22 protein-coding genes and 2 pseudogenes are annotated in these 24,043 nt (G+C 45.4%); 19 read left to right on the forward strand and 5 right to left on the reverse strand.

The features are described 5' to 3' along the window. The first annotated feature begins 105 nt into the window (after positions 1-105). The 12 genes from ACZ439_RS17900 to ACZ439_RS17955 all read left to right on the forward strand — a co-directional run bounded on the left by ACZ439_RS17900 (position 106) and on the right by ACZ439_RS17955 (position 14,953). On the forward strand, positions 106-1,320 hold the full coding sequence (locus tag ACZ439_RS17900; RefSeq protein WP_127608176.1) for an efflux RND transporter periplasmic adaptor subunit: 1,215 nt from the start codon (positions 106-108) through the stop codon (positions 1,318-1,320). A gap of 185 nt (positions 1,321-1,505) precedes the next feature. Beyond that, positions 1,506-3,020 carry an FAD-dependent tricarballylate dehydrogenase TcuA gene (tcuA, locus tag ACZ439_RS17905; protein ID WP_127608175.1) on the forward strand — a complete coding sequence of 505 codons (1,515 nt, stop codon included), beginning with the start codon at positions 1,506-1,508 and terminating at the stop codon, positions 3,018-3,020. 103 nt (positions 3,021-3,123) lie between these two features. Continuing rightward, on the forward strand, positions 3,124-4,116 hold the full coding sequence (locus tag ACZ439_RS17910; protein WP_127608174.1) for a 2-hydroxyacid dehydrogenase: 993 nt from the start codon (positions 3,124-3,126) through the stop codon (positions 4,114-4,116). Between the two features lie 61 nt (positions 4,117-4,177). Next, the gene (locus ACZ439_RS17915; protein WP_464619993.1) at positions 4,178-5,440 is read left to right on the forward strand and encodes a nickel-dependent lactate racemase family protein; all 1,263 of its coding nucleotides are present in this window, start codon (positions 4,178-4,180) and stop codon (positions 5,438-5,440) included. A gap of 120 nt (positions 5,441-5,560) precedes the next feature. Beyond that, positions 5,561-6,769 (forward strand): 2-methylaconitate cis-trans isomerase PrpF family protein, encoded by a 1,209-nt coding sequence (locus ACZ439_RS17920; protein WP_127608172.1) that lies wholly within the window; start codon positions 5,561-5,563, stop codon positions 6,767-6,769. A 180-nt stretch (positions 6,770-6,949) separates the two neighbouring features. Then, entirely contained in the window at positions 6,950-7,711 is a 762-nt protein-coding gene (nfsA, locus tag ACZ439_RS17925; RefSeq protein WP_141335793.1) for an oxygen-insensitive NADPH nitroreductase, read from the forward strand. A 64-nt stretch (positions 7,712-7,775) separates the two neighbouring features. After that, a complete protein-coding gene (locus ACZ439_RS17930) occupies positions 7,776-8,801 on the forward strand; it encodes a tripartite tricarboxylate transporter substrate binding protein (RefSeq protein WP_127608170.1) in 1,026 nt (341 codons plus the stop codon). A gap of 61 nt (positions 8,802-8,862) precedes the next feature. Then, positions 8,863-9,306: a tripartite tricarboxylate transporter TctB family protein gene (locus ACZ439_RS17935; protein ID WP_127608169.1), complete on the forward strand. Its 444-nt coding sequence runs from the start codon at positions 8,863-8,865 to the stop codon at positions 9,304-9,306. Positions 9,307-9,329: 23 nt separating this feature from the next. Further along, positions 9,330-10,829 (forward strand): tripartite tricarboxylate transporter permease, encoded by a 1,500-nt coding sequence (locus ACZ439_RS17940; RefSeq protein WP_141335794.1) that lies wholly within the window; start codon positions 9,330-9,332, stop codon positions 10,827-10,829. 18 nt (positions 10,830-10,847) lie between these two features. Beyond that, a complete protein-coding gene (locus ACZ439_RS17945; RefSeq protein ID WP_127608167.1) occupies positions 10,848-12,326 on the forward strand; it encodes an aldehyde dehydrogenase in 1,479 nt (492 codons plus the stop codon). Between the two features lie 27 nt (positions 12,327-12,353). Further along, a complete protein-coding gene (locus ACZ439_RS17950; protein ID WP_164751837.1) occupies positions 12,354-13,976 on the forward strand; it encodes a thiamine pyrophosphate-binding protein in 1,623 nt (540 codons plus the stop codon). A 23-nt stretch (positions 13,977-13,999) separates the two neighbouring features. Further along, on the forward strand, positions 14,000-14,953 hold the full coding sequence (locus tag ACZ439_RS17955) for a 2-hydroxyacid dehydrogenase (RefSeq protein WP_464619994.1): 954 nt from the start codon (positions 14,000-14,002) through the stop codon (positions 14,951-14,953). A gap of 27 nt (positions 14,954-14,980) precedes the next feature. Here the strand turns inward: ACZ439_RS17955 and ACZ439_RS17960 are convergent, their stop codons facing one another. Next, on the reverse strand, positions 14,981-15,877 hold the full coding sequence (locus ACZ439_RS17960) for a LysR family transcriptional regulator (protein ID WP_464619995.1): 897 nt from the start codon (positions 15,875-15,877) through the stop codon (positions 14,981-14,983). A gap of 695 nt (positions 15,878-16,572) precedes the next feature. On the opposite strand from ACZ439_RS17960, the gene greA reads away from it, so the two are divergent. Continuing rightward, entirely contained in the window at positions 16,573-17,067 is a 495-nt protein-coding gene (greA, locus tag ACZ439_RS17965) for a transcription elongation factor GreA (protein WP_155615387.1), read from the forward strand. 210 nt (positions 17,068-17,277) lie between these two features. Next, positions 17,278-17,829 carry a DUF7010 family protein gene (locus ACZ439_RS17970; RefSeq protein WP_127608161.1) on the forward strand — a complete coding sequence of 184 codons (552 nt, stop codon included), beginning with the start codon at positions 17,278-17,280 and terminating at the stop codon, positions 17,827-17,829. An 82-nt stretch (positions 17,830-17,911) separates the two neighbouring features. Here ACZ439_RS17970 and ACZ439_RS17975 read toward each other — a convergent pair. Continuing rightward, positions 17,912-18,334, reverse strand: a pseudogene (locus ACZ439_RS17975) (SRPBCC domain-containing protein); the annotation flags it as partial. A gap of 73 nt (positions 18,335-18,407) precedes the next feature. On the opposite strand from ACZ439_RS17975, the gene ACZ439_RS17980 reads away from it, so the two are divergent. Then, a complete protein-coding gene (locus ACZ439_RS17980) occupies positions 18,408-19,634 on the forward strand; it encodes an ISL3 family transposase (protein ID WP_464619996.1) in 1,227 nt (408 codons plus the stop codon). A gap of 203 nt (positions 19,635-19,837) precedes the next feature. Here ACZ439_RS17980 and ACZ439_RS17985 read toward each other — a convergent pair. The 3 genes and pseudogenes from ACZ439_RS17985 to ACZ439_RS17995 form a co-directional block, all read right to left on the reverse strand. After that, positions 19,838-19,951 (reverse strand): annotated as a pseudogene (locus ACZ439_RS17985) (SRPBCC domain-containing protein); the annotation flags it as partial. Positions 19,952-20,028: 77 nt separating this feature from the next. After that, positions 20,029-20,349: an ArsR/SmtB family transcription factor gene (locus tag ACZ439_RS17990; RefSeq protein WP_054796181.1), complete on the reverse strand. Its 321-nt coding sequence runs from the start codon at positions 20,347-20,349 to the stop codon at positions 20,029-20,031. A 47-nt stretch (positions 20,350-20,396) separates the two neighbouring features. Continuing rightward, a complete protein-coding gene (locus tag ACZ439_RS17995) occupies positions 20,397-21,137 on the reverse strand; it encodes an SDR family NAD(P)-dependent oxidoreductase (protein WP_127608159.1) in 741 nt (246 codons plus the stop codon). 125 nt (positions 21,138-21,262) lie between these two features. Between ACZ439_RS17995 and ACZ439_RS18000 the strand changes: the two genes are divergently transcribed. From ACZ439_RS18000 to ACZ439_RS18015, 4 genes are all read left to right on the forward strand, one after another. Then, positions 21,263-22,168, forward strand: a complete 906-nt coding sequence (locus tag ACZ439_RS18000; RefSeq protein WP_464619997.1) for a LysR family transcriptional regulator — start codon at positions 21,263-21,265, stop codon at positions 22,166-22,168. Positions 22,169-22,402: 234 nt separating this feature from the next. Then, positions 22,403-22,882: a DUF6530 family protein gene (locus ACZ439_RS18005; RefSeq protein WP_054799272.1), complete on the forward strand. Its 480-nt coding sequence runs from the start codon at positions 22,403-22,405 to the stop codon at positions 22,880-22,882. Positions 22,883-22,953: 71 nt separating this feature from the next. Continuing rightward, a complete protein-coding gene (locus ACZ439_RS18010) occupies positions 22,954-23,256 on the forward strand; it encodes a GIY-YIG nuclease family protein (protein WP_464619998.1) in 303 nt (100 codons plus the stop codon). A gap of 61 nt (positions 23,257-23,317) precedes the next feature. After that, a complete protein-coding gene (locus ACZ439_RS18015) occupies positions 23,318-23,746 on the forward strand; it encodes a PH domain-containing protein (protein WP_181410187.1) in 429 nt (142 codons plus the stop codon). The last annotated feature ends 297 nt before the right edge of the window (positions 23,747-24,043 follow it).

The raw sequence follows: 24,043 nt of genomic DNA on the forward strand, positions 1-24,043 counted from the left end.
GATAAAGGCATCCCCTTGTCATTAGAGGAAGCGGATGACGGCGATTCGGATGGTTTGGGCCGGTTGCTGGCCGTCCTGTTAATTTCGGCTAGCGGAGTCTTGTACATGTTTAGTAAAGGAGAGGAAGTGAAAGTAATATCCGTTACACAGGCAGATCTGGTCCAATACGTCCAGGCAACCGGCAAGGTGAAGCCGAAAGATGAGCGTAAGTTTTATGCCCGGACAAATGGAAAACTGCTTCATGTATACATAAAGGCCGGGGATAAAGTAAGAGAGAAGCAAGTGCTTGCAGAGATTGATCCTTCCGATACCCAGTTCAAGCTGCAGCAGCTCGAACTTCAGCTCGAGCAAGTGCAGGCTGATTGGAATAAAATGCAGGAAGGACCAAAGCCGGAGGAAGTGAAACTACAAGAAGAGAGCATTCATCAGGGAGAAATAAAATTAGCTATGATAACAAGGGAATGGAATAAATTGAGGAATGATTATGATACAGGTACAGCACTTAACACGCAATTACAGCAAAAAGAAGATGAAATGAAGCTGGCCCAATCTGCTTTAAATGCCGCCCCAAATAATCTTGCCTTAATACAACAAGGACCAAGCCTGATAGACAGAACTAAGTACGACGCGAAAGTAAAAGAGATTCAACTTCAACAGGAACAACTGGAAAAGGATCTTTTGAATATGCAGGTTGTATCCAATAGGAGTGGAACCGTTATAGATTTGACAGTACAGGAGGGTCAAATTGTAGAAAGGGGCAGGGAGCTGCTGACCTTAGCGGATCTTTCACAAATAGAGATCATATCCGATGTTAAGGAAGTACAAATATCTCAAATCTTTATGAATCAAGCAGCCGTTATTGAGGGCTCTGCTCTTGGTGAAGAGCAATACAAGGCACGCGTCATCAAAATGACCCCTATTGCCAAGGCGTCTCAAGATAACCAGGGCAAAAAAGCTGTCGTCGCTGTCACATTGTCCTTGGACGAAAGCACCGCTAAGCTGCTTCCCGGATACAAGGTGGATGTTAACTTTGTAAGCGGCCGAACTGAATCCGCTTTGCAAGTACCTTACGCCGCCGTGAAGCAAAACGACGACGGAACAAGCTATGTATGGACGGCACAAGGAACAAGGGCAGTCCGAACTCCTATTGAGACAGGCATCAAAAATGAGGCTTTTATCGAAGTGAAAAAGGGACTTGAAGCAGGTAGTCTGGTTATCGTAAATGTACCTGACTCGCTAAGAGATCAACAGAAAATTGCTGTGACTCCATTAATTAGTCGTGTTTCTGCTATCCCGGTTGGAATAGGCTATATACAATAGGGTCTAGCCTGCCAGCCATGGCGGGCTTATTTGTTTTGCAAAATGAAAATGATACAGCTTTTATTTCTACCCTTATGATAAAAATTACTTATACTAAATCATAAAAACTAAATATTTGGATTATGATTATGCCCGTATTACACTTATAAGCAGATAAACTTATTCCTACTGTGGAGGTTAAAAATATGGCCGATGAAAAATTTTTAACTTACGATGTGGTTGTTGTAGGGGCAGGGAATGCCGCATTATGTGCCGGTATATCAGCTAAAGAAAATGGATCGAAAGTATTGATACTTGAAAAGGGTCCGATTCAAAAGCGGGGAGGTAATTCCTTTTTCACGGATGGTGCTATACGTACTGCCTATCGTGATCTGGAGGAACTGAGGGAGGTGCTTCCCGGAATAACGGATGAAGAAGCAGCGAGAATTTATATGCCTGTCTACAATGAAGAAGATTATTACAATGATTTGATGAGGGTAACAGAAGGAAAAAGTGATCCCCAATTAGCCAAACAACTAGTATCCCAATCCATGAAAGTGATTAAATGGCTGTACGAAAATGGAGTAATTTTCGAGCTTAACGAAAATCAATCTTTTGAGAAAGATGGCAAAACACACTTCTGGGGCGGCCTTCCGTTGAAAACCAAAAATAAAGGCGTGGGACTTGTTGCCCAATTGAACGAGCGCGTGGCAGAGCTCGGAATCGATGTGTGGTACGAATCACGTGCCATCAAGCTGGAGATGGAAAATCATCAAGTAACAGCCATTCAAATCGAACAACCGGAAGGCATTGTAACGGTGCGTACGGGTAGTGTTATTTTGGCCTGCGGCGGATTTGAGGCAAACCAAACGATGCGTTCCGAGCATCTTGGCTCCCAATGGGATGCAGCAATTGTCAGAGGCTCCGAATATAATACTGGAGACGGGCTTAAGATAGCGTTAGAAGCCGGAGCTCAGGCTTACGGCGACTGGTCTGGATGTCATTCGATCGGAACTGACCTTAACGCACCTAAAGTAGGAGATTTCACGAAGCCGGGAGACATCTTCAAAAAGTCCTCTTTTCCGCTAGGACTCATCTTTAATAATGAGGGGAATAGATTCGTGGATGAGGGCGCGGATTTTAGAAACTATACGTATGCGAAATATGGACGGGAAGTCTTAAAACAGCCGGGCCACATGGCCTATCAGATTTTCGATGCGCAGGTGCACCCCATGCTTCGCAAGGAGTATTTCCTAGAGGAAGCCACCTTCTTTAAAGCGGATAGCCTGGAACAATTAGCGGACCTTATTAAAATAGATAAGGAGCAATTCCTCCAAACGATCGAGGCATACAATCAAGCCGTGCAGGAAGGCGATTATAATCCTACAGTGAAGGACGGTAAAGGAACAAAGGGCATTACGCCCCCGAAATCTAATTGGGCGCTGCGTATGGACCAGGGACCTTTCTATGCGTTTCCCGTTACTTGCGGCATTACATTTACCTTTGGCGGTGTGCATGTGAATCCGACCGGCGAGGTGCTGGACAAAGAGGGTGCACCTATTTCCGGGCTCTATGCAGCAGGTGAAATGGTTGGCGGTTTATTCTATGAAAATTATCCCGGCGGATCCGGCCTGATGTCAGGTGCCGTTTTCGGCAAATTCGCGGGAGCCTCCGCAAGCCGTTATGTAAGGGGAAAAACGAAAGATATCGTTAACCAATAACGTTTTCAATAAAGATTTTTTTTCAATAAAGATAGTTCAACTGCCAGCGCAGTGAGGACTATTTTTATTTTATCCGCCAGTCAACGAAGGAGTGACGGGAAAGATGAAGGCCAAAGTGGTCTCGCTCGATAAAATTTCCGATCGCATGAAAAGTTTAATTCGAAGTAAGCTGCACGCCGATTTTGAAATCGTGTTTTGTGAAAATGACCGCGACGTGCACAACCATATTTCTTCGGCTAACGTACTCATTACTTTTACAAGAGGCATTTCTAAGGAATGGATGGAACAAGCCGAAACCTGCCGGTTTATTCAAAAATTAGGTGCCGGAGTAAACAACATTGATCTTGAAACCGCTTCGAACAGAGGGATTCCCGTAAGTATGACAAAGGGGGGAAATGCCCGGTCGGTGGCGGAACATGCCGTTGCTTTGATGATGATGGTCTTCAAGCAAATGAATATCGCCCATAACGAAATTGTAAACAAGGGCAGCTGGTTAAAGACAGAACTGCGGGATCGGTCCTATGAGCTGTCTCACAAAAAAGTGGGCTTGGTTGGTTTTGGTGCCATTGGAAAGGAGGTCGCTAAGCTATTGCAGGGGTTTGATTGTGATATTCGCTATTTCGATGTGTACCGTCTGACCGACGAACAGGAGTTACAGAATAACGTTCGTTATATGGAACTGGACCAGCTTCTGGCTGAGTCCGATGTCGTCTCCCTGCATACGCCGCTAAATGAGCAGACGTACCATTTGATCAACGAACACAAACTTAAATTAATGAAGCCGGCATCCATTCTCATCAATACCTGCAGAGGCGGGATCGTGGATGAGGAGGCCTTGTATAGATGTTTACTCGACGAGCACATTCTCGGTGCCGGTCTCGATGTGTTCGAGCAGGAGCCGATAGAACGAGGACATCCTTTTACTACATTGACCAATATGGTGCTCACGCCGCACATCGGAGGGGGAACCGTGGAGGCGATGCATAACGTGCTGGATAAAGCGTGCCGCCATATCAATCATTTTCATCAGCACGGGTCATTTTACGATGAGAAGGATATCGTTAATCTATCAGCGCTAACTCTAAAGGATCAATGAAATGGGGGGAAAGCAATGGAGGCGATAGAGTACAAATAATCCGGGGAGTTGAAAAGTACCGATGATCTATCAAATTCCTTATGGAAAAGGATTACTGCATTTTGAGTTGGAAGTTCCTGTCGCTGAGCTGGCTGTGAAATCTTTGGCCCAAGTATTAGACGAAAGGGAAGAGGTCCGGAAAGCGGTCCGCAGCCCGATTGGAAGTGAGCGCTTGGCCGATCTTGCAGCAGGCAAAAAGAACGCAGTCATTGTGATCAATGACATTACAAGACCGACTCCAACTAAATTATTAGTGGAGGAAATTACAAAAGAGTTAAACGAAGGCGGGATCCCGGATACATCGATTACTTTGCTTGTTGCAACTGGGAACCATCGCCCGAACACGAATGAAGAACTTCATGAGATGGTAGGGTATGAAAATTTCCAAAGATTTTTAATAGTCAATCACAACGCATCGGATCCTTCCCAACTGGTTTACCTCGGGCAAACAAGAAGAGGTTTGGACATCGAAGTCAACCGTTTGGTAGTAGAAGCGGATTTGACGATTATTACGGGAATTATCACTCCACATCAAACGGCTGGTTTTAGCGGCGGCAGAAAAAGTATCGTGCCGGGTGTAGCCGGCGTGACAAGCCTGCTGCAGCATCATTCTTTTCCAATACGTTCGGAAGAACCCGTTATGGGAATTACCGAAAACAACAGGTTTCATGAGGAAGCCGTCGAGGCCGCGAGAACCGTAGGCGTTGATTTCATCGTTAATGTTGTCAAAAATCATCGCGGGGAAATTGTAGCTGCTGTTGCCGGTGATCTGGAAGAAGCTCATGAAGCCGGAGTAACGATTTGCAGACAGGCTTGGGAATTGGAAGTGCCTCATCTATATGACATTACCATTGTTTCTCCCGGAGGATATCCCAAAGATTTTGACATGCATCAATCGCAAAAAGCTCTCGCATCTGCTGAAATCATAACGAAACCCGGCGGCTCGATTATTTTGGTTGCTGAATGTCCGGATGGTATAGGATCGTTTGGGAAATTATTGATAGAGTCAAGAGATCCGCAGGAAGTGATCGATCGGTTTAAGCAGTCCGGCTTTGACAACCATAACCATTCTTCGAAAGCTTATATGTATGCCCGTGCCTTACTCAAGCATAATGTCTACTTTATATCGCATCATTTGGATCCGTCACAATTGAAAACTATGTTTTTCTATCCCTCGAAGTCTATCGAACAGGCATTTCAAAGTGCGAAAATGAAATGTTCCGCTCCACCGACTGTAGCCGTCCTGCCTTACGCAGTAGATTGTCTGTTAAAGGTAAGACAGTGAAACATGACATGTTAACATCGAATTTTTTTATATATAAACAAAGAATAAATGTATTTTTTTTATTCTCCATAGGGTGCTACCATAATTGTATGAACAAATTTACCCAATGGAGGTAAGGCTATGTACGATTTTGGCCAAATTCATAAAATTCCAGCCGTCATCATGAGGGGGGGAACCAGCAAAGGTTTGGTACTGAGAAATTCAGATCTTCCTTGGGATCCTGCATTGCGGGATGAAGTCATTATACGATTATACGGTACTCCTGACATTAATCAAATTGATGGGCTTGGCGGAGGTACGCCTCTGCAAAGCAAACTCGCACTGGTCGGACGCCCCTCACATCCGGATGCGGATATTGATTATACATTTGGTCAAGTCAGCCTGAAGAGCAAAAGAATTGATTATAACGTAACTTGTGGGAATTTCGTTACTGCTGTAGGCTTGTATGCTGCAGAGGAGGGCTACGTGGAATTGAAGGAGCCCACCACTCACGTCCATATCTATAATACGAATACGAATAAAATCATAGTTGCGGAAATACCGGTCAAGAACGGGCAAATCCAATATGAGGGTGATTATGTAATTGACGGCGTTTCCGGAGCATCATCGAGAATCATGATCAACTTTTTGGACTCGGGCGGTGGATTTACCGGCAGAACTCTTCCCACTGGAAATCCAGTTGATCTAGTCCAACTTAAAGATGGGCGGGATTTTCAAGTCACGATTATTGACTGTGCGAATGTTGTGATTTTTGTTCGGGCGACAGATCTGGGGCTGAAGGGTATTGAGTCAGAAACAGAAATTAACGGTCATCCACACCTGCTGGACACATTGGAACACATTAGGGTGGAATGTGGACTATTAATTGGCGTTATAAAGGAGGAAGACCGGGCAGCAGTGTCCCCGTCGACTCATGCGCTTCCCAAAATAGCCTTAGTCTCCTCATCGAGTGAATATACCACAAATAAAAACAAGCTGATCCAGGAAACCGAAGTCGATATCGTATCCCGTTACATTTCGATGGGGTCGCTGCACAGGGCCTATGCGGTCAGTGGTGCGATGGCTCTCGCCACGGCTACCAAAATCCCTGATACGATTCCTAATCAATTATTTTCTTCGCCTAACCCGGAGGTAAAGATTGGCCATCCGTCCGGAATCCTAGAAGTGGAATCCGTTGTCGTACAAGACGGTAATAACTGGAGAGTGACAAGGGCCGCGAATGGACGGACGGCCAGAAGATTAATGGAGGGCTATGCCCATGTTCCAGCCGCACTGCTTCGAAGCTGGATGCCGGGGGATGCACAAGTAAAAGAAGGAATTTGTGAATAATTGTCTAAATGTTGAAATAATAGTAAATTTGCAGTGAAAGCCCAAAACCGGAAAAGGAAGTGATGAGGAACAGAGAAAGGAAAGCGCTATCATTCGGTTTGAATCTACTGCTTTGAAATGAAGAGCAGATCAAGCTATTTCCATCGCACAAAGGTGCCAAGAGGGAGGGAATGAACTTCGATGAATGCTGAAAATTATCCCGATGTGATCCGTCTATTACAAAATCATCGATCCGTACGTAAATTCATAAATAAAGAAATTGCTGAATCCGATTTGGAGCACATCATTAGGTCGGCCCAAGCAGCTTCCTCATCAAGCCACGGCCAATCTTATTCGATTATTAGGGTGACCGATCCTAAGAAGAGAAGTAAATTGTCAGTGTATGCCGGCAATCAAACTCACGTGAAAACCTGCGCTGAGTTCCTCGTTTTCTGTGCAGACTTATATCGGTTGGAACAGATCTCGCTTCTCAGCGGGGTGGATATGGCCGAATCGCTGGATACTACAGAGATGTTTCTGATTTCAACGATCGATGCCGCGCTCGCAGCGCAAAATACCGCTGTTTCCGCTGAAGCGCTTGGATTTGGGATTGTTTATACCGGAGGGCTGCGAAATTATCCCTATGAAGTAACGCAACTGTTGAACTTACCGAGGCGGGTTTACCCGGTTTTTGGGATGTGTATCGGCTATCCCGAGGAAATCCCGGAAAAAAAGCCCCGGCTTCCTTTGAAAGCGTTTTATTTTGAAAATGAGTATAAACGAATCGAAGATACGTCCCTACATATTCGAAAATATGACGAAGTGATGAAACAATATTATCTCAACAGGACCGAAGGCAGCCGATCTGAGACTTGGACAGAAACGCAAACCATGAAACGCAAGCCATCCCGAAGATTGTTCATGAAGTCCTTTTTAAAGGAACAAGGCTTTCTTCTTAGATGAGACTCCCCATAACGACGGTTACCGGTATTTCTAATACATTTATGAGGTTAGGGAGGTAATTGGTTTGAAGAAAAAAATTCAAAAAGCGGTTTCTCCTATCTTTATTTTATTTCTGGTACTGGCACTTGCGGCCTGCGGTGCACAGAGATCGACCCATTCGACGGAAGTGATGTCGAAGGATACCGGTTCAGCCAATAAAGCGGATGATTACCCTCACAAAGCCATCAACTTGGTAGTTCCTTTCACAGCCGGGTCTCCCGGCGATGTGTTCTCCAGAACCTTTGGCAAGATTGCCGAGAAATACCTCGGACAATCCCTCGTTATCGTCAATAAAGAGGGCGGAAGCGGCGCAATCGGCGTAACGCATATGTTAGCGCAGCCGGCTGATGGTTACACCATTGTTTATCACTCTTCGACCTTTGCCTACACAATGGCAGCGGGCCAAGTCTCTCTTAAATCGAAGGATATCCTTCCCATCGCAACGATCAACGCGGATTATCAAACTGTGGCCGTAAAGAAAGACAGCCCATTTACAACATTTGAGGAGCTGGTGAAATTCGCCAAGGAAAATCCCGGTAAGCTGAAGTTTTCCGGCTCGACGGTTAAAGGAACCAATCATGTACTCGCTTTAAAAATATTCAAAGAGGCTGGAATTCAAGCGAGCTATATTCCTTATGACGGGGGAAACAAGTCGGTGCTTGCACTGTTAGGAGGAAATGTGGATGTCCTGGTAGGATCCAGTTCGGTTGTGAATGCGCAGGTCGATTCCGGTGACCTTCGTTTGTTAGCCGTGAGCAGCGGTGAGCGGGCTCCGAACCGTAAAGACGTTCCTACCTTGAAAGAGCTCGGTCTCACGAAAATCGCAGATGAAAATATATGGAGAGGTTTCTTCGGAAAGCCGGGCATTCCCAAAGAGAGACTGGAAAAATTGGAAAAGGCGTTTGAACAGGCCATGAAGGATCCGGAGTGGCAGGAATATCAGAAAAAAGAAAACCAAATCGACTTTTACAAGAACAGCGCCGATTTCGCCAAATACTTTGAACAATTTATGAAAGATGGGGAAGAAGTATTCAAAGGCTTGCCCAACTAATTGAAAGGGGGATTAGCACAGGCTGATTCCCCAACCATTACATGGCAACGGAGGCGTAGGGATGGGCTATAAATTAGCAACTTATATATCTTTGCTTTTTTTCATCGGCATTGGAGCGTTTTTTTTCATCTCCTCTCAAACATTGCCCAAGTCATCCAGCGGGCAAATCGGGCCGGCCTACTTTCCCGGCATAGTGAGTGTCCTTCTCATTCTGTGCTGTATCCTCAGCTTTTTTACGACAATGAAGAAAAATGACCAACACATCCCGCTGCCTAATCTTCGCTATATCATTTGGACGATAGTACTGTCCGCCTTATTTACAGCTGTTTGGGAATGGATGGGCTTGTTTTACATCGTATCGTTTGTTTTTCTTGCCATTCTCATATATTTGTACGATCAAGCCAAACCTTCTTTTATAAAAGTATGTAAAGCCATGGGTATTTCACTGCTAATGGTGCTGCTGGTGTATGGAACTTTTGAACTTCTATTGGGCATCACCTTCTAAAAACCGGGTATGGAGGTTCGTATATGGAGTTTTTTTCCTTTGATTTCTCCCTTCTGTTTACTTGGGGAAATATGTTCGCCATTATTTTTGGCGCCATATTCGGGTTATTTATCGGAGTTCTACCAGGACTCGGACCCACGGTTGGCATCGCTCTGCTATTACCGCTTACCTACAATATGGACCCGTTGGCTTCTATTCTCATGCTGGTATCCCTCTATCAATCCGCTGAATATGGGGGTTCCATTTCGTCTATTGTACTAGGCATACCGGGTAATGCCGCGGCTGTCGCGACAACACTTGACGGCAACGCCATGGCGAAACAAGGATTTCCAGGCAAGGCGTTAGGCTATTCTTTAACCTCATCCACCATCGGGGGATTATTCGGAACCTTAATATTGATGGTGCTGGCCATCCCTTTAACCAAACTGACCATCAAGTTTGCCGACCCGGAATTTTTCTTAATCGGGGTTTTAGGACTCGTATGCATTATCAGTTTAAGCTCGAAGGATGCGATGAAAAGCGCTGTATCCGTACTGCTGGGGCTGCTTCTCGGCATGATCGGCATGGATGTCTTTACGGGATCTCAAAGATTTACAATGGGAAGCATGGATTTGATGGAAGGACTCTCGATGATTGCCATGCTGACGGGGATGTTCGCCATTTCGGAAGTATTGTCGATGTTGACAGATGATCTGAATAAGCGCTACGTAACAGACAACCAGAATTTGAAGACGAATTTAACATGGAAGGAGTATAAATCGGTCAATAAAAGTGTATGGAAGGGATCGATTATCGGAACTCTGGCGGGGATTATCCCGGGATTAGGAGCGGGTCCGGCTTCGTGGCTTGCCTACACGGATGCTAAAAGATCTTCGAAAAATCCGGAAAAATTCGGGAAGGGGGAACCGAATGGAATTGCCGCCCCTGAAGCAGCCAACAATGCGGTTGTGGGCGGAGCCTTAATTCCCTTATTAACGTTGGGGATTCCTGGGTCAGCCGCTACAGCCGTGATTTTATCCGCATTTATGATTCACGGCATTCAACCCGGCCCGCAGGTGTTTAAGAATGATCCCAATCTGATCTACGGGATTTTCTGGGGATTTCTGGTTGCGACGATTGCGATGTATTATTTGGGCAAATGGACTACGTCCTTGTGGGCTAGAACGTTAACCATTCCAAACTATATTTTGATTCCGATCATCCTTTTTGCAGCTTTGATCGGTGCTTTTGCCGCGAGGGGCTCCCTTTTTGATGTGTGGGTTACGATCATCGTCGGTGTGGTCAGCTTCTTTATTTTAAAGCTGGATTATTCTTTCCCCGCGTTCATATTGGCATTCGTGCTTGGCCCGATGCTGGAGAAAAGCTTAAGGCGCTCATTGATGTTATCTGATGGCAGTTACAGCATTTTTGTCTCCAGAGGGTACTCCATCGTCCTTGTAGGCTTGATAGCCCTTCTTGTAGGCAACATGCTTTTTCAATTTTTGAAAAAGAGATCTGTTAAAAAAGAAGACATTTCAATATAGAGGCGGGTGAACAGGAACATGGCAGCTCATTACCAAATGCTAATCAAGGGACGCTGGGTGGACAGCTCAACCAAGGAACGTTTCCCGTCGATCAATCCGTTCAATCAAGAAGTTTGGTCGGAGATTCCACAAGCTTCGGAAGAGGATGTGAACGAAGCGATCGAAGCGGCGCGTACAACGTTTGATACGTCCTGGAAACATGTAAACGGTTTAGAGAGAGCCCGATTGTTAATGAAATTCGCTGATCTATTAGACGAAGATGCGGAGCGAATGGCCGCACTGGAGACAACCGATAACGGCAAAGTGATTCGCGAAACAACAAATCAGATGCATTTTGCCGCTAGAAACTATCGTTTCTTCGCAGGTTACGCCGACAAATTATATGGCGAAGTCATTCCGCTCGATAATCCGATGATGTTCGACTATACCCTAAGGGAAGCCGTCGGCGTAGTCGTTCTTATCACCTCGTGGAACTCGCCTATTGCCATATTGGCCAACAAGCTTGCGCCGGCCCTGGCTGCAGGGAACACGGTTGTGATTAAGCCCTCTGAGCACACAAGCGCCACTACATTAGAGCTGGGTAAGCTGATTCAAAAGGCCGGTTTTCCGGATGGTGTGGTGAATATCGTCACAGGGGACGGCAGGGTAGGAAATTACTTAACGCAGCACCCGGGCGTAAACAAGATCAGCTTTACCGGCGGGACGGAAACCGGTAAGCTCATTTCCCGCAATGCAAGCCAGAATTTGATTCCGGTAACCCTTGAACTCGGAGGGAAATCCCCTAATATCATTTTCGACGATGCGGATATTCATGCGGCTGTAATCGGAGCGGTAGCGGGCATCTATGGCGCAAGCGGCCAAACCTGCATTGCCGGATCGCGTCTGCTTGTACAGCACTCCGTTTACGATGAAGTGATTCAAAAGATTGTGGACAAAGCAAAAACGATTCGATTAGGCAATCCTATAGATCCGTTAACGGAAATGGGCCCGGCCGCGAATAAGCCTCAGTATGATCGGATTCTCGGGATGATCAGCAAGGGGAAAGACGAGGGAGCAAAATTAGTTTATGGAGGCCATGCAGTAACCGATCATGAGCTGAAGAACGGCTATTTTATTGCCCCCGCGATATTCATCGATGTTGATAATAAAAGTACGATTGCGCAGGAAGAAATTTTTGGACCCGTTCTGTCTGTTATTCCATTCACAGATCAAGACGAAGCTGTACAGATTGCCAATGACAGCAAGTATGGCTTGGCATCCGGGATATGGACGTCCAATGTGAAGCGGGTTCACCGGTTAGCCAGACAAATTCAGGCGGGAACCGTTTGGGTGAATACATATAGGACATCGGCAGCTCAAGCTCCGTTCGGAGGGGTAAAATTGAGCGGCCATGGGAGAGAAAGAGGCTGGCATGCGCTGTTGGAATACACGCAGATCAAGAATATCATGTTGAATTTATCCGACGATACGCGGGATCCGTTCTCGATACAAATGTGAGCTCAGAATAGTGGAGAGGTGACGAGTTTGAAATTAGGAGAAGCGATTACCAGGAAATTAGGAAATTCAGGAATCAATACGGTGTTCGGCCTTCCTGGAGGGGGAAGCAGTTCCGATTTGCTATGTTATATGGGTGATCTTGATATGGAATTTGTACTGACTCAGAACGAAACTACAGCCGCCATTATGGCAAGTGTGTACGGCGAGGTCACCGGTAAGCCAGGCGTATGCCTTTCTGACCTCGGGCCGGGAGCCTTATCTATGTCAACGGGTATTGCGTACGCCTTATTGGACCGTGCGCCGTTAATCTCATTGAGTGACAGATATGGTCACGATAGCGTAGATTACGCGCTGCGGCAAAAGGTGTCCCACATTGAGGCTTTTAAACCGCTAACCAAGCTCGCCAGCAGCCTGTCGGTTTCCAATTGGAGCAGCATGTTAAATAGAGGATACACTGTCTCCATGACTCCCAAGAGAGGGCCTGTACACTTCGACGTTCCGAATGACATCATTAACAAGGATGTCGACGAAGACACCGGCAGCTTCTGCCGTGATGCTTATCGGCTGACGGCTGATGAGGCCAGCTTGAAAGCTGCGGCCGCTCTCATTAAAAAAGCTAAATTCCCCGTTGCTATTGTGGGTCTAAGCATTAATACAGGTAATGGGGAACAGTACGAACATTTAAAAGCGTTTATCGAACAATTTGGCATTCCAACATTTAAAACAGCTAAGGCTAAAGGGTCTTTAAGTGATTATCATGAACTGTCGCTAGGTGTATTCATGGGCGGAAGACTCGAGACTTCCATCATGGATAAATGTGATTTGATTGTTGGAATTGGTCTTGACCCTGTTGAACTGCTGCCTAAGAAATGGCGGTACACGCAGCCCGTTGTCTACATAAGCAATGATTCAAATGATCAAGAAATGTACCGTGCCGTTGTGGAAGCGGTGGGGGACATTGGAAATACCTTACATTCCATTCGTGAATATATGACGGACTGCAGTAATCAATGGAAGCTGGATGAAGTAGCCAGCTATCGTAATCTGGTAAGAGTGACCTTAGAGACATCGGGTCCTGCTCTCACCGCAGACAAGGTCATCATGATCTCGCAGGAGGAACTGCCCAAGGATGTTTTGATGACCGCCGACGTTGGAGCCAGCAAGCTGCTGGTTATTGAATTGTGGGAGTCGATGAACCCGCAGTCCTTTTTTATCTCAAACGGATTGGCAACTATGGGCTTTGGGCTGCCTGCTGCAATGGCTCTGCAGCATGTTTATCCCAATAAGGTGGTCGCTTCTCTAACCGGTGATGGGGGATTCATGATGCGATTGCCGGAAATCGCCACCGCTGTGCAAAACAAATGGCCTGTGATTTCAATTATATTCTCCGACCGCAGGTTGAGCCTGATGGATGTTAAGCAGGTTAAGAAAGGCTACAGCAAGCCGTTTGGTACCGAGTTTGTGGCACCGGATTACGTCAAATTTGCCGAAAGTTTAGGAGCTAACGGGTGGAGCGCCGAGACGGAAGACGAGCTCAGATTGGCTATCCGTCAGGCACTTGCCTCCACTAACGGCATGCCTTCCATCATAGAAGCTAAGATTGATCCGTCGACCTATCACGAACAGTTTGAAGCGATTCGAGAACTATAGAGGTTAAAAGGGGATGAAAACTAGTGAGTGCTCAGGACGCTGTAAAAAAATTGGCCGTTTTAGGCGATTATGAAAAGGTCTTCCCTACTTCGCCTTATGCGAACCCATGTAGGGAGCGGGGGTTTGAAATCACGTTCTCACACGATCCGGTTACAGAAGCCGAAGCCGTGGAATTGATGCGGGAGGCCGATGTCGTTGTTCTCGTTCGAGAGAGGGTTCCCCTTCCTGACCATGTCTTGAAGCAACTGCCACGGCTGAAGGCCATCTCGCAGGCCGGTACCGGAGTGTCTCATATTGACCTGGATGCAGTGAACCAAAGAGGGATTCAAGTATTCACCTCGCCGGGCCTGTCCATTTCGTCTGTTGCGGAACTGACAATCGGTATGATGATCGCCTGTTCACGACAATTCCCGGTTCATCAGGCTCATTTAAAAGAAGGAAACTGGATCCAAACGCCGGGGTTTGAATTAAAAGGAAAGCGGCTTGGTCTGCTGGGCTTCGGCAAAATTGCCAAAGAGGTGGCGAAAATTGCCTCCGCCCTCGGTATGGAAGTGACAGCTTGGCGCCCGACGGGGATCAAGGGGGATGAAAATTCCTATGGAGTTCAGGTGTTAGAGCTCGATGAGCTCCTTGGAACTTCGGATGTGGTTTCCGTCCATCTCCGTCTCGTTCCTGCTTTAAAAGGTTTGTTGAATAGGGAGAGACTTCGCCAACTAAAGCAGGGAAGTATAGTTATCAATACTTCAAGAGGTGCCCTTGTCGATACCGAAGCGCTTGTTGGCTTATTAAAGTCAGGACATCTTCGAGGTGCGGGAATCGATACGTTTGAAGAAGAACCGCTGAAGTCTAATCCGTTTGCGGACTGCCCGAATGTTGTGCTGACCCCTCATATCGGTTATGTAACGTGGGACGTTCTTCAGCGCTTCGCGGACGAGTCGCTGAAGAATATCATTACCTTTAATGATAACGGCATTTGAGAGGATACACCCGGCGCCGGCGCTTTATTACTCTACAGGATGTTCCGAAGCATCACCCAGAACATGGCATGATTCTTTCTTTATAAAATCTACAAAGGCTTTCACTACCGAAAGCTCCAATGTAATGTCGCGGTTAATCATCCAGGTTTTTCTAAGGATAGGCTTGTTGTCTGACGAATGTAAATTTATGGTGTGTAAAGAGTCGTGATCACTTAGAATGATGCCCGGTATGATCGCATAACCCATACCATGCTTAACAAGTTCTACACAAGTGTCTATTCGATCTACTTCCATAGTGATAAGCGGAGGCTGATTATAATGAGCTTGCCACCATTTGTAAATGGAGTCTTTTAAGTGCGAATCGGTTTTATAATTGATTCTCGGAAGATTGGGCAAATCTTGCAAATGGATTGGGTTCGTAGAAGCAATGCAGAGGGGCTCCTCATACAACAAATGTATTTGTTCATGCCAATTGTTCTCACCACGCACGATTCCAATATGCACTTCATCTCTGTATAAGAAATTTACAACCTCTGAACTCCAGCCTGTTTTGACGTGGATTTCAATTTCGGGATAAATCTCTAGAAATTGTTTTAATAAAATCGGCAGACGGTACCTGGCAAAGTTACTTGAAACGCCGAGCCGCAGCGTCCCTCGAACTTGATCGTTCATATTTTGGACCATTTCCTTGGTCTTTCGCAATTCAAGCAGCATCTTTTCAGCATATTCTACCATGCTCTCTCCTTGCGGGGTAAACTCAACCCCCTTTTTACCTCGCGAAACCATTTGGGCACCGAACTGTTTTTCAATATTTTGTATGCGGTACGTTAAAGCCGGTTGAGAGATGTAAAGGAGCTCTGCTGCTTTGGAGATGCTTTTTTTCTCATAAAGGGTTTTAATAATGAGCCAGTCTTTCTCGTCCATGAGTACCTCCGAATATAATAGATAAAAATTATCGAAATTTAAAATATCTCACAATCATACTTATAATTATAAATTGTACTACAGTTAAATTGGGAATCAAAGTAAATTAGCGCTCATTAAGGAAATTTATATAGATAGGAAGTCGGTGAGAAGCTTTTGGTGTTTTTTATGGTCTCGCTCATGGCTCATTGGCATAGCTATTACTTTATTAATGGTTTCTTTGCAAAAATGTATGGGCAGGTGCTCTCTAATCGGGAACTCTTTTCCTCTTATTTTCCATTGCTGGGGGAACAAATGGGGGTAAATTCGGTCGAATGAAGCTGTTAACCAGGTCGTTATACATTAGCGGCGTAATTTACTTATTAACCCCTTTATCACCCTGGATCACAGTGTTGGTTGTGTTTGTCGGAATCATTTATGGATAAGTTCAACCGGTGAAAGGACAGACGAATGATTACATTCGGCCTGTCCTTTTTTAATCCTACTATGTATGGCCTCGATTCCTTTCAACGTCTTATCAGGGCATACATCGCCCGGTATGTAGATATTGGAAATATTAGTATTTTTTGAAGAGAATCGATAAATTCATCGATAGCTTTTTGGATATACGGGAATTTCTCTATGTCTCCCGTCCTGTAGGCAAGATAAGTTCCATTTAGTCACGGGATAAGGTAAAATGGTACGACGATAGCCAGATGGGAGTGGGAACAGTGGGTAATGATGAAATGATTTTAACGCGAGAGGGCTTGGCGAAATTAGAGGAGGAACTCCGCGAGCTTAAAACCGTCAAGCGTAAAGAATTAGCTGAGCGGCTGAAAGTAGCGATTAGTTACGGTGATCTCAAGGAAAACAGCGAATATCATTCGGCTAAGGATGATCAGGCATTTATGGAAACAAGGATCCTGACGCTTGAGCGCATGTTAAAAAAAGCCAAGGTAGTGGATGAGGCCAGCATGAGCTTGAACCACGTAAGCATAGGTTCTGTAGTGATCCTAAATGATATCGAATTCGCTGAGAAGATTGAATACCGTATTGTTGGTCCGGCCGAAGCCAATGTGGCGGATAACAAAATCTCATACGAAAGTCCGCTCGGGAAAGAGCTCTTGGGCAAAAAAGTAGGTGACATCATTAACGTGAACGCTCCGATGGGTATCCTGCAATATGAGCTGCTTGAAATTAAGGGGAGCTAAAAGCGGGAAGTGGTCAAAAATTGGCGTTAATAGGAAACGAGAGTATAATATAGTGATGACGCGGGCTGCCGGTTTCTCGATCGGCAGCCTTGCTGTGCTGCCGGGCAGATTCATGTTAATAAACAATAACACGCTATGCAACAATAGTCTCAAGATTACGTCATTAATACAGGGTTGGGTAAAAACATTTTATGGGAATGGATGATTTGCATGAAGTATGAAGACATGACTTTTGAAGAAATGAGAAATGATCTGATCAGGACGGCCAAAAGAGGATATTCCTTTCCGCTTGCCGGAGCACTATTCATGATTGTGGTGACTATTCTAGCTCAATTTTTAGAAGAAGACATTTTAAAAATGGTTTGGTTGTTTGGCATGGGGAGTATATTTCCATTAGGCGTATTGCTTGGTAAAATGCTTGGTTTTGATGTCATGTGTAAAAGTCCTCTTGGAGTGTTGGGTGGACTGGTTGGCGGGATTCAAGGATTATTCTTGCCTGTCTGGATATTTGCATACGTGCATAACCCCGAATATTTGCCATTCTTTATCGGTGTGTTGGGCGGTGCTCATTTCCTGCCGTATTTCTTGATTTATCGTAGTAAAGCCTACTTATTCATGGCAGTAGCTACCGTCATCGTTTCGGTTATATTTGGTGCCATATTTGTTGAAAATTCATATTTTACAACGCCAATAGCGATCGCATGCGTCTATTTCATTTCTTTTTTTTGGATTCAAAATGAAAACCGGAGGGACCATATATAAAGGGTATGGCTTGATGACACAAACGGCCGCCGGCTTCAAAGCCAAGCGGCCGTGCTGATGTATTCGGTCATCACACCGCACCTTACTTAATTTCTTCCAGAAATTCCTCCAGATTGTCCCAAGTCGAGGCTATACCTTCGAGCATTCCCATATCCATTACGGTCTTGAGTGCGTCGGCCGATGCGTATTGAGCGTGGCTGATCAGTTTCGTCTTGCCTTCATGTTCGACGAAGGTCATCGTGACCAGCGTCTCCGGCATTCCCTCAACTATATTGCCTTCCGCATCGGAGAACGAGTCGACGTAGACAATCCGCTCTGGCTCTACAATTTCGTGGTAGACTGCTTTGCCCCAAGATTCCTGGCCGTAATATTCCTGGCTCTCGTCTGTGCACTTCATACAGAAATGCCATACCCCGCCCGGACGGAAGTCGATGTTGCAAACCGTAAGCGGCCAGCCTTTCGGTCCAAACCAGCGTTTTAAGTGTTCAGCTTCCGAAAAAGGCTTCTTCGACGATTAAAATAATACTACCCGTGAATACTGGAAAATAATAGACCCAGTAGAAACGGAGTGTTTTCAAATGTTCATAGAAATAAAGGACCTGGAGGCCATATTTCATATCCCTGAGCCGTGGTATATCGATCGTTGTCAATTTGACGAAAAGCTGAAGCAATTAGATGTGTACTTGAAGTTTCGCGAGGGAGCTTTGTTTATATGTGCAGGGTGTAACACAGAAGCCCAACCCATAAAGGATATTGCGGATTATGATCAGGTCTGGCGTCATTTGAATTTCGCTGAATATCCGATTTACTTTCATGCAGAGCACCCGCGAACGATTTGCGGCAAATGCAATAGCATTCTAAGAGTAAACGTGCCATGGGCGATCAAACCCCGTGCGGGATTTACCACACTGTTTGATGCATGGATTATCGCAATGGCCAAGGACATGCCGATGAATGCGGTTAGTCGCATCGTGAAGGAAACCGATAAGCGTCTTTGGCGGATTCTGTACCATTACGTGGATAACGCAATTGCCGTCCAGGATTTGTCTCACGTCACGAAAATCAGCACCGATGAAACCTCAGCGAAACGAGGTCAAGACTATATCACCATCTTTATGGATCCTGAAGGCCGTAATGTCATTCACGTCACCAAAGGCAAGGACGCTGCAACATGGGGGGAATGCAAAAAACACTTGGAAGCCCACGGAGGCGATGCCGAGAAAGTCACCGAAGTGTGCATGGATATGTCCCCCGCGTTCATAAAGGGAGCCACAGAGAACTTTCCGAAAGCTTCCATTACCTTCGATAGATTTCATGTCATTAAAGCGGCGAATGAAGCCGTAGATGAAGTGAGACGTACAGAAAGCAAACGGACAGAAGAATTAAAAAACACGCGATACATCTGGTTGAAAAACGAAACCAATTTGACGAAAGCCCAGAAAGAAACGTTGGACAAACTCAAAGATTGCGAACTGGATACAGCTAAGGCGTACCGGATGCGTCTGATTTTGCAGGAAGTGTTTCGTTACCCCGCCTCCATTGCTCCTGACGTGATGAAGGACTGGATCAGATGGGGGTTACGCTGCCGTCTGGAACCGATGGTAGAGGTCGCAAAGATGCTGCAAAGTCACTTTGACGGTATCGTTCGCTGGTTCTCCTCAAAGCTAAACAACGGATTGCTCGAAGGCATCAACAGCCTTTTTCAAGCGGCAAAGCGTAAAGCCCGCGGCTATCGTTCATATGAGAACATGATCGCCATGGTGTACCTGCTTGCTGGTAAACTGGATTTTTCCCTAAAACGTTAAAAAAGAATCGGCAGCAGTCTGGAGCCACGCATCGCTCGCAACTGAACCAATTCCCTTGTCCAGCTACCAGTCTGTCCACTTCCGGCATACCTATACGTCAGCAGGAGGTGAACGGGGAGCGAAGCAACCTGAACTAATTCCCTTGTCCGATTTTCAAAGATTTACTGGAAATTGGTATGACTCTCAATGCTTCATATTACTGCTAGCGTCGAAGAGCCCGAAAAAGCCTTAAACACGAGCTCACGCGGCGCATCGAATACGCGCTCCAGTACCAGAACATGATCTTCTACTTTCGATATCATTTTATTTGTCGTCAATTCATTTTCCTCCTAAATAATGAATTATGCAGTTGCACAATTGCTCCCAGCTGCGCTACAAAGCCGTATCCCCGTTATTACTTTCCTTGCAATTCACGTAAATAATCGTCCAAGCGGTCGAATCTATCCTCCCATAGGGTTCGAAAGGAATCAATCCACTCATCCAGTTCTAAGAAGGGCTGTGGCTGCAGTTTATAGATGCGGCGATTCGCGCTTGGATGCACCTCAACGAGCCCGGAATCACCAAGTACACGTAGATGTTTAGATACCTGCGGCTGACGGAGCCCGAGTCGTTCGGCTATTTCTCCTACAGTGAGGGGACCGTCACGCAAAAGCTCGACGATGTGTAATCGGTTGGGCTCGGCAAGTGCACTCAATGTTGTCATGTTCACGCCCATATAACGTATCTCCTTTCCATTTGAATATACACTTATAGGAATATTCCCTATAACGTTTGTCCACTGTCCACTGTAATGATTTGACCTGTCATTGCTTCTTGTTCCAAGGCTGCGCAGATAAATTTAGCGATATCTTCAGGTGTTGAAACTCGCTGCAGCAGAAGATTAGGAGCCAGCCTCTTCATTTGTTCCTCCCTTCCAGCCCACCATCTTGTCGCGACGGCTCCTGGAACAACACAGTTGACTCTAATATCCGGAGCTAAGGCGCGTGCTAACGATTTCGTAAGACCGTGAACTGCCGCTTTGGATACGGCGTATGGAAGAGAGGATCCTAATCCTGTTTGTCCGGCTATACTGCCGAGATTGACTATCGCTCCTTGTTTATTCATTTTCATGAAAGGGGCTGCAGCTCGCGCGCAGTGATACATTCCTTTGACATTAACATCATAAAGCTCGTCCCATACTTCTTCCGTTGCCGCTTCCAGATCATCAAACGGGATATGCCGTGTAATGCTGGCATTATTCACAAGCAAATCAATTCTCCCAAATTGCTGCACCAATTTATCAACCATTTCCCTTACTTCCTTGTCTTGAGAAACGTCGGCTTGTATGGCTATTGCGCACCCACCTTTTATATTGATGATTTGTGCTGTTTCTTCCGCATCGGCTTTAGAGCGCGAATAGTTCACGGCGACGGTTGCCCCCCGCTCAGCAAGCGCGAGACAAGTAGCGCGGCCAATCCCTGTACCACCGCCGGTAACAAGAGCCACTTTGTTTTTTAAATTCATATGTAGTCATCTCCTTTTGCTACACTCTGATGTAAATGATTGTATATTGCCATTTCGAATTTGTATAATTGAATAAATTGATCGATAGGTTCAAAAAAAATGAACTCGGAGCTAGGAGAACTACGATGGATCTTAAAACATTAAAAACCTTTCAAATGATTGTGAAGTACGGTAGTTTTATCCGTGCAGCTGATGCAATGAATTATGTACAATCTACCGTCACGATGCAAATCCAAAAGCTTGAATCCGAATTGGGCGTTCAGCTTATCGAACGCGGAAAAAAGATCCGGTTAACAGAAGCCGGAAGACTGTTCTACGACCAGAGTTTGCAAATTGTAAAGAATATGGAACAATTACAAACGAACTTGTCGGATTTACAATTAGGCGAAAGGGGGAATATCCGTTTAGGGGTGACGGAGCCAACTGCCAGTTATCGATTACCTGGTATCTTAGAGAGATTTTTATCACAATTTCCGAAAATTCGTATCTCTCTGGACTTTGCAAACACGCCAACATTGAGCGAGCGGCTTCTCAAAGGGGATGTTGATTTGGCTCTTTGTTCGGCACCGGATCTGGGTTCCGATCTCTATTTTGAACCCTTATTTAAGGAAGAGTTTGTGGTCTTGATGCCGGAGAACCATCCACTTGCCCAAAAAGCGGTTATTACGCCGGATGATATTCGGGGACATCGTCTGCTCATCACGTCAGAAACCTGTCCGTACCGCAGAAAACTTGAGATGGTACTGCAGGAATCAGGGAACGTTCCAATAGACACGATGGAGATTGGCAGTATGACAGCTTTGAAATATTATGTCGAAAGCGGACTAGGTATTGCCCTTGTGCCAGAGATTGTTTTGAAACCGGTTCCTACAGGAACTACGATACGGGCTATGAGCGGCAGTCTTATATACATGACTTTCGGCATTCTTTCCAAGCCATCGGAATATCCGTTGAAACGGGCAAGCTCAAAGCTTTACCAATTTCTCAAGCAAGAACTTCTTGAACAATCCCCCAATGGACTCATACGGTGAACCGTAGCACAAGTCATTGAGTTAACGGTTAACGATAGTCCAATACCGAGAGGGCTATTAGAGCTCAGCACATTATTAGATAAGTACGAACTATTTCAACAGAGGTTAGAAGACCTCGACTCAAAGATGGACAAACTTCTCGTCCAAATTCCTGGTGTTGAGCAAATGTTAGTAATTTAGTAAATTACTAATTTAGTAAATTACTAATTTAGTAAACGGAAAGAAGGAAACAAAATGAAAATACCTACTACATTAAAACATAAACCTGTTGTCGTTTCTGAAAACTATGATCAGGTTGACGGCCGATTCGCCGGGAATACGGATGCGAAAGGTCTTTCCTTGGGATTAGCTCAGTGGAACGATAGGGGAAAGGTCGATATTTCTGCGAAAGTATGGAGATACACGGGGGAAAAATGGTCGCGGCAATCCGAGGAACTCCCACTCCATCGCGTTCTTGATTTGTCTATTCTGATTTGCCGATCCTTGGCGTATTTCCGCGAAGCCTACAGGTACGAGCATTTATATGATCCACAAAATCCTGTCATAGACCGGGTTGGTCTGCAGGGGGATGCCATGACTGTAGCAGTATGTACAGAGAATGATAAAATTCACGAAGATATCAAACTGTTCAGTCAAGCACTGAGTGATGAGGATGAGTTGATCGGGGAAAGGCTGCGCACATTATCAAGAATGTTAAAGGATATGGGATATTAAGGAGAGAATTACATGGATAAGAATAAGCGTAAGGAACTTCTGGAAGTATACACAAGCAGCTTAAGACCTACATGGGTGTAATACAAATAACAAATAAGGTCAACGGCAAAATTTATGTAGATAGCTATCCCAACCTAAAAAACAAATGGGTGACCATTAAAGGTCAATTGGAAATGGGGAGGTTCGCAAACTCCCAGTTACAAAAAGATTGGAAGGAACTAGGGGCAGAAGCTTTCACCTACGAGGAGTTGGAGAAAAAGGAAGCCGACGAAGTTATCGACATGCGCTGGGAACTTAAGCAAATGGAAAAGCCGTGGCTGGAGAAATTGCAGCCCTACGGGGACAGAGGATACAATAAGTTGCCAAGAAAATGATAAACGCTAACAGAGTACCCATTTTTTATTAATGACCTATCATCGAAAGGAGAGTGTTTCTATGAAGTTTTCTCCTAGGAGAGATCTCTGGCTATCAATCGTGATTTGGTCGAGTATCCTTGTGCTGCTTATCAGTGGTCTATCTCCTTTTTTCAAAGAAGGAGCGGGAATCATTGGTGGAACTTTAATCTTTCTTCTCTGCTATTCAATGGCTGGCTTTTTAGCCTGGCTATGGACTGCGACATACTACGTGCTAAATGAAAGTGACTTGTTTATTCGGACTGGACCGGTAACCCAATCTATTCCTTTCGAGAGTATCGCCAAAGTAAAGCCGATTCGATCGTGGATGGCAAGTGCGGCTACCTCTAGCCGCAGAATTGAAATTAATTATGGCAGCTATGATTATATCCATATATCACCCCTAGATGAAGAAGCTTTTTTGACGGAGTTAAAGAAGCGATGTCCTCATTTGCACATGGAGACACGTTAAGCCTTCTGTGCTGAATAGCAGGCTGTCATGTTAATAACGAAAAAGAATGGATGGCCTACGGAAATTCAATGGTAAAGACTTGATCTCTACGATATCATTCGTACACTTTGTAGATTCTGATCTCGATAAAGATTTGCTGACGATTATTGCGGAAAACGTTAGCACAATAAATGCCGGCGGCTGAAGCTGCCGGCAATTTAAATATACACCCATGTTTGTGTCGCGGCGCTGTGATACAAACTTCATTCGATCCCAAAACCGGACAATCCAAGGAAGTCAATATAGTCTTGGATCATG

The organism is Paenibacillus sp. JCM 9796, assembly GCF_055379675.1.

Coding starts and splice junctions, on each gene's coding strand:
- ACZ439_RS17900 (WP_127608176.1), top strand. CDS start 106: ATGTTTAGTAAAGGAGAGGAAGTGAAAGTAATATCCGTTACACAGGCA.
- tcuA (WP_127608175.1), top strand. CDS start 1,506: ATGGCCGATGAAAAATTTTTAACTTACGATGTGGTTGTTGTAGGGGCA.
- ACZ439_RS17910 (WP_127608174.1), top strand. CDS start 3,124: ATGAAGGCCAAAGTGGTCTCGCTCGATAAAATTTCCGATCGCATGAAA.
- ACZ439_RS17915 (WP_464619993.1), top strand. CDS start 4,178: ATGATCTATCAAATTCCTTATGGAAAAGGATTACTGCATTTTGAGTTG.
- ACZ439_RS17920 (WP_127608172.1), top strand. CDS start 5,561: ATGTACGATTTTGGCCAAATTCATAAAATTCCAGCCGTCATCATGAGG.
- nfsA (WP_141335793.1), top strand. CDS start 6,950: ATGAATGCTGAAAATTATCCCGATGTGATCCGTCTATTACAAAATCAT.
- ACZ439_RS17935 (WP_127608169.1), top strand. CDS start 8,863: ATGGGCTATAAATTAGCAACTTATATATCTTTGCTTTTTTTCATCGGC.
- ACZ439_RS17940 (WP_141335794.1), top strand. CDS start 9,330: ATGGAGTTTTTTTCCTTTGATTTCTCCCTTCTGTTTACTTGGGGAAAT.
- ACZ439_RS17945 (WP_127608167.1), top strand. CDS start 10,848: ATGGCAGCTCATTACCAAATGCTAATCAAGGGACGCTGGGTGGACAGC.
- ACZ439_RS17960 (WP_464619995.1), bottom strand. CDS start 15,877: ATGGACGAGAAAGACTGGCTCATTATTAAAACCCTTTATGAGAAAAAA.
- greA (WP_155615387.1), top strand. CDS start 16,573: ATGGGAGTGGGAACAGTGGGTAATGATGAAATGATTTTAACGCGAGAG.
- ACZ439_RS17970 (WP_127608161.1), top strand. CDS start 17,278: ATGAAGTATGAAGACATGACTTTTGAAGAAATGAGAAATGATCTGATC.
- ACZ439_RS17980 (WP_464619996.1), top strand. CDS start 18,408: ATGTTCATAGAAATAAAGGACCTGGAGGCCATATTTCATATCCCTGAG.
- ACZ439_RS17990 (WP_054796181.1), bottom strand. CDS start 20,349: ATGGGCGTGAACATGACAACATTGAGTGCACTTGCCGAGCCCAACCGA.
- ACZ439_RS17995 (WP_127608159.1), bottom strand. CDS start 21,137: ATGAATTTAAAAAACAAAGTGGCTCTTGTTACCGGCGGTGGTACAGGG.
- ACZ439_RS18000 (WP_464619997.1), top strand. CDS start 21,263: ATGGATCTTAAAACATTAAAAACCTTTCAAATGATTGTGAAGTACGGT.
- ACZ439_RS18005 (WP_054799272.1), top strand. CDS start 22,403: ATGAAAATACCTACTACATTAAAACATAAACCTGTTGTCGTTTCTGAA.
- ACZ439_RS18010 (WP_464619998.1), top strand. CDS start 22,954: ATGGGTGTAATACAAATAACAAATAAGGTCAACGGCAAAATTTATGTA.
- ACZ439_RS18015 (WP_181410187.1), top strand. CDS start 23,318: ATGAAGTTTTCTCCTAGGAGAGATCTCTGGCTATCAATCGTGATTTGG.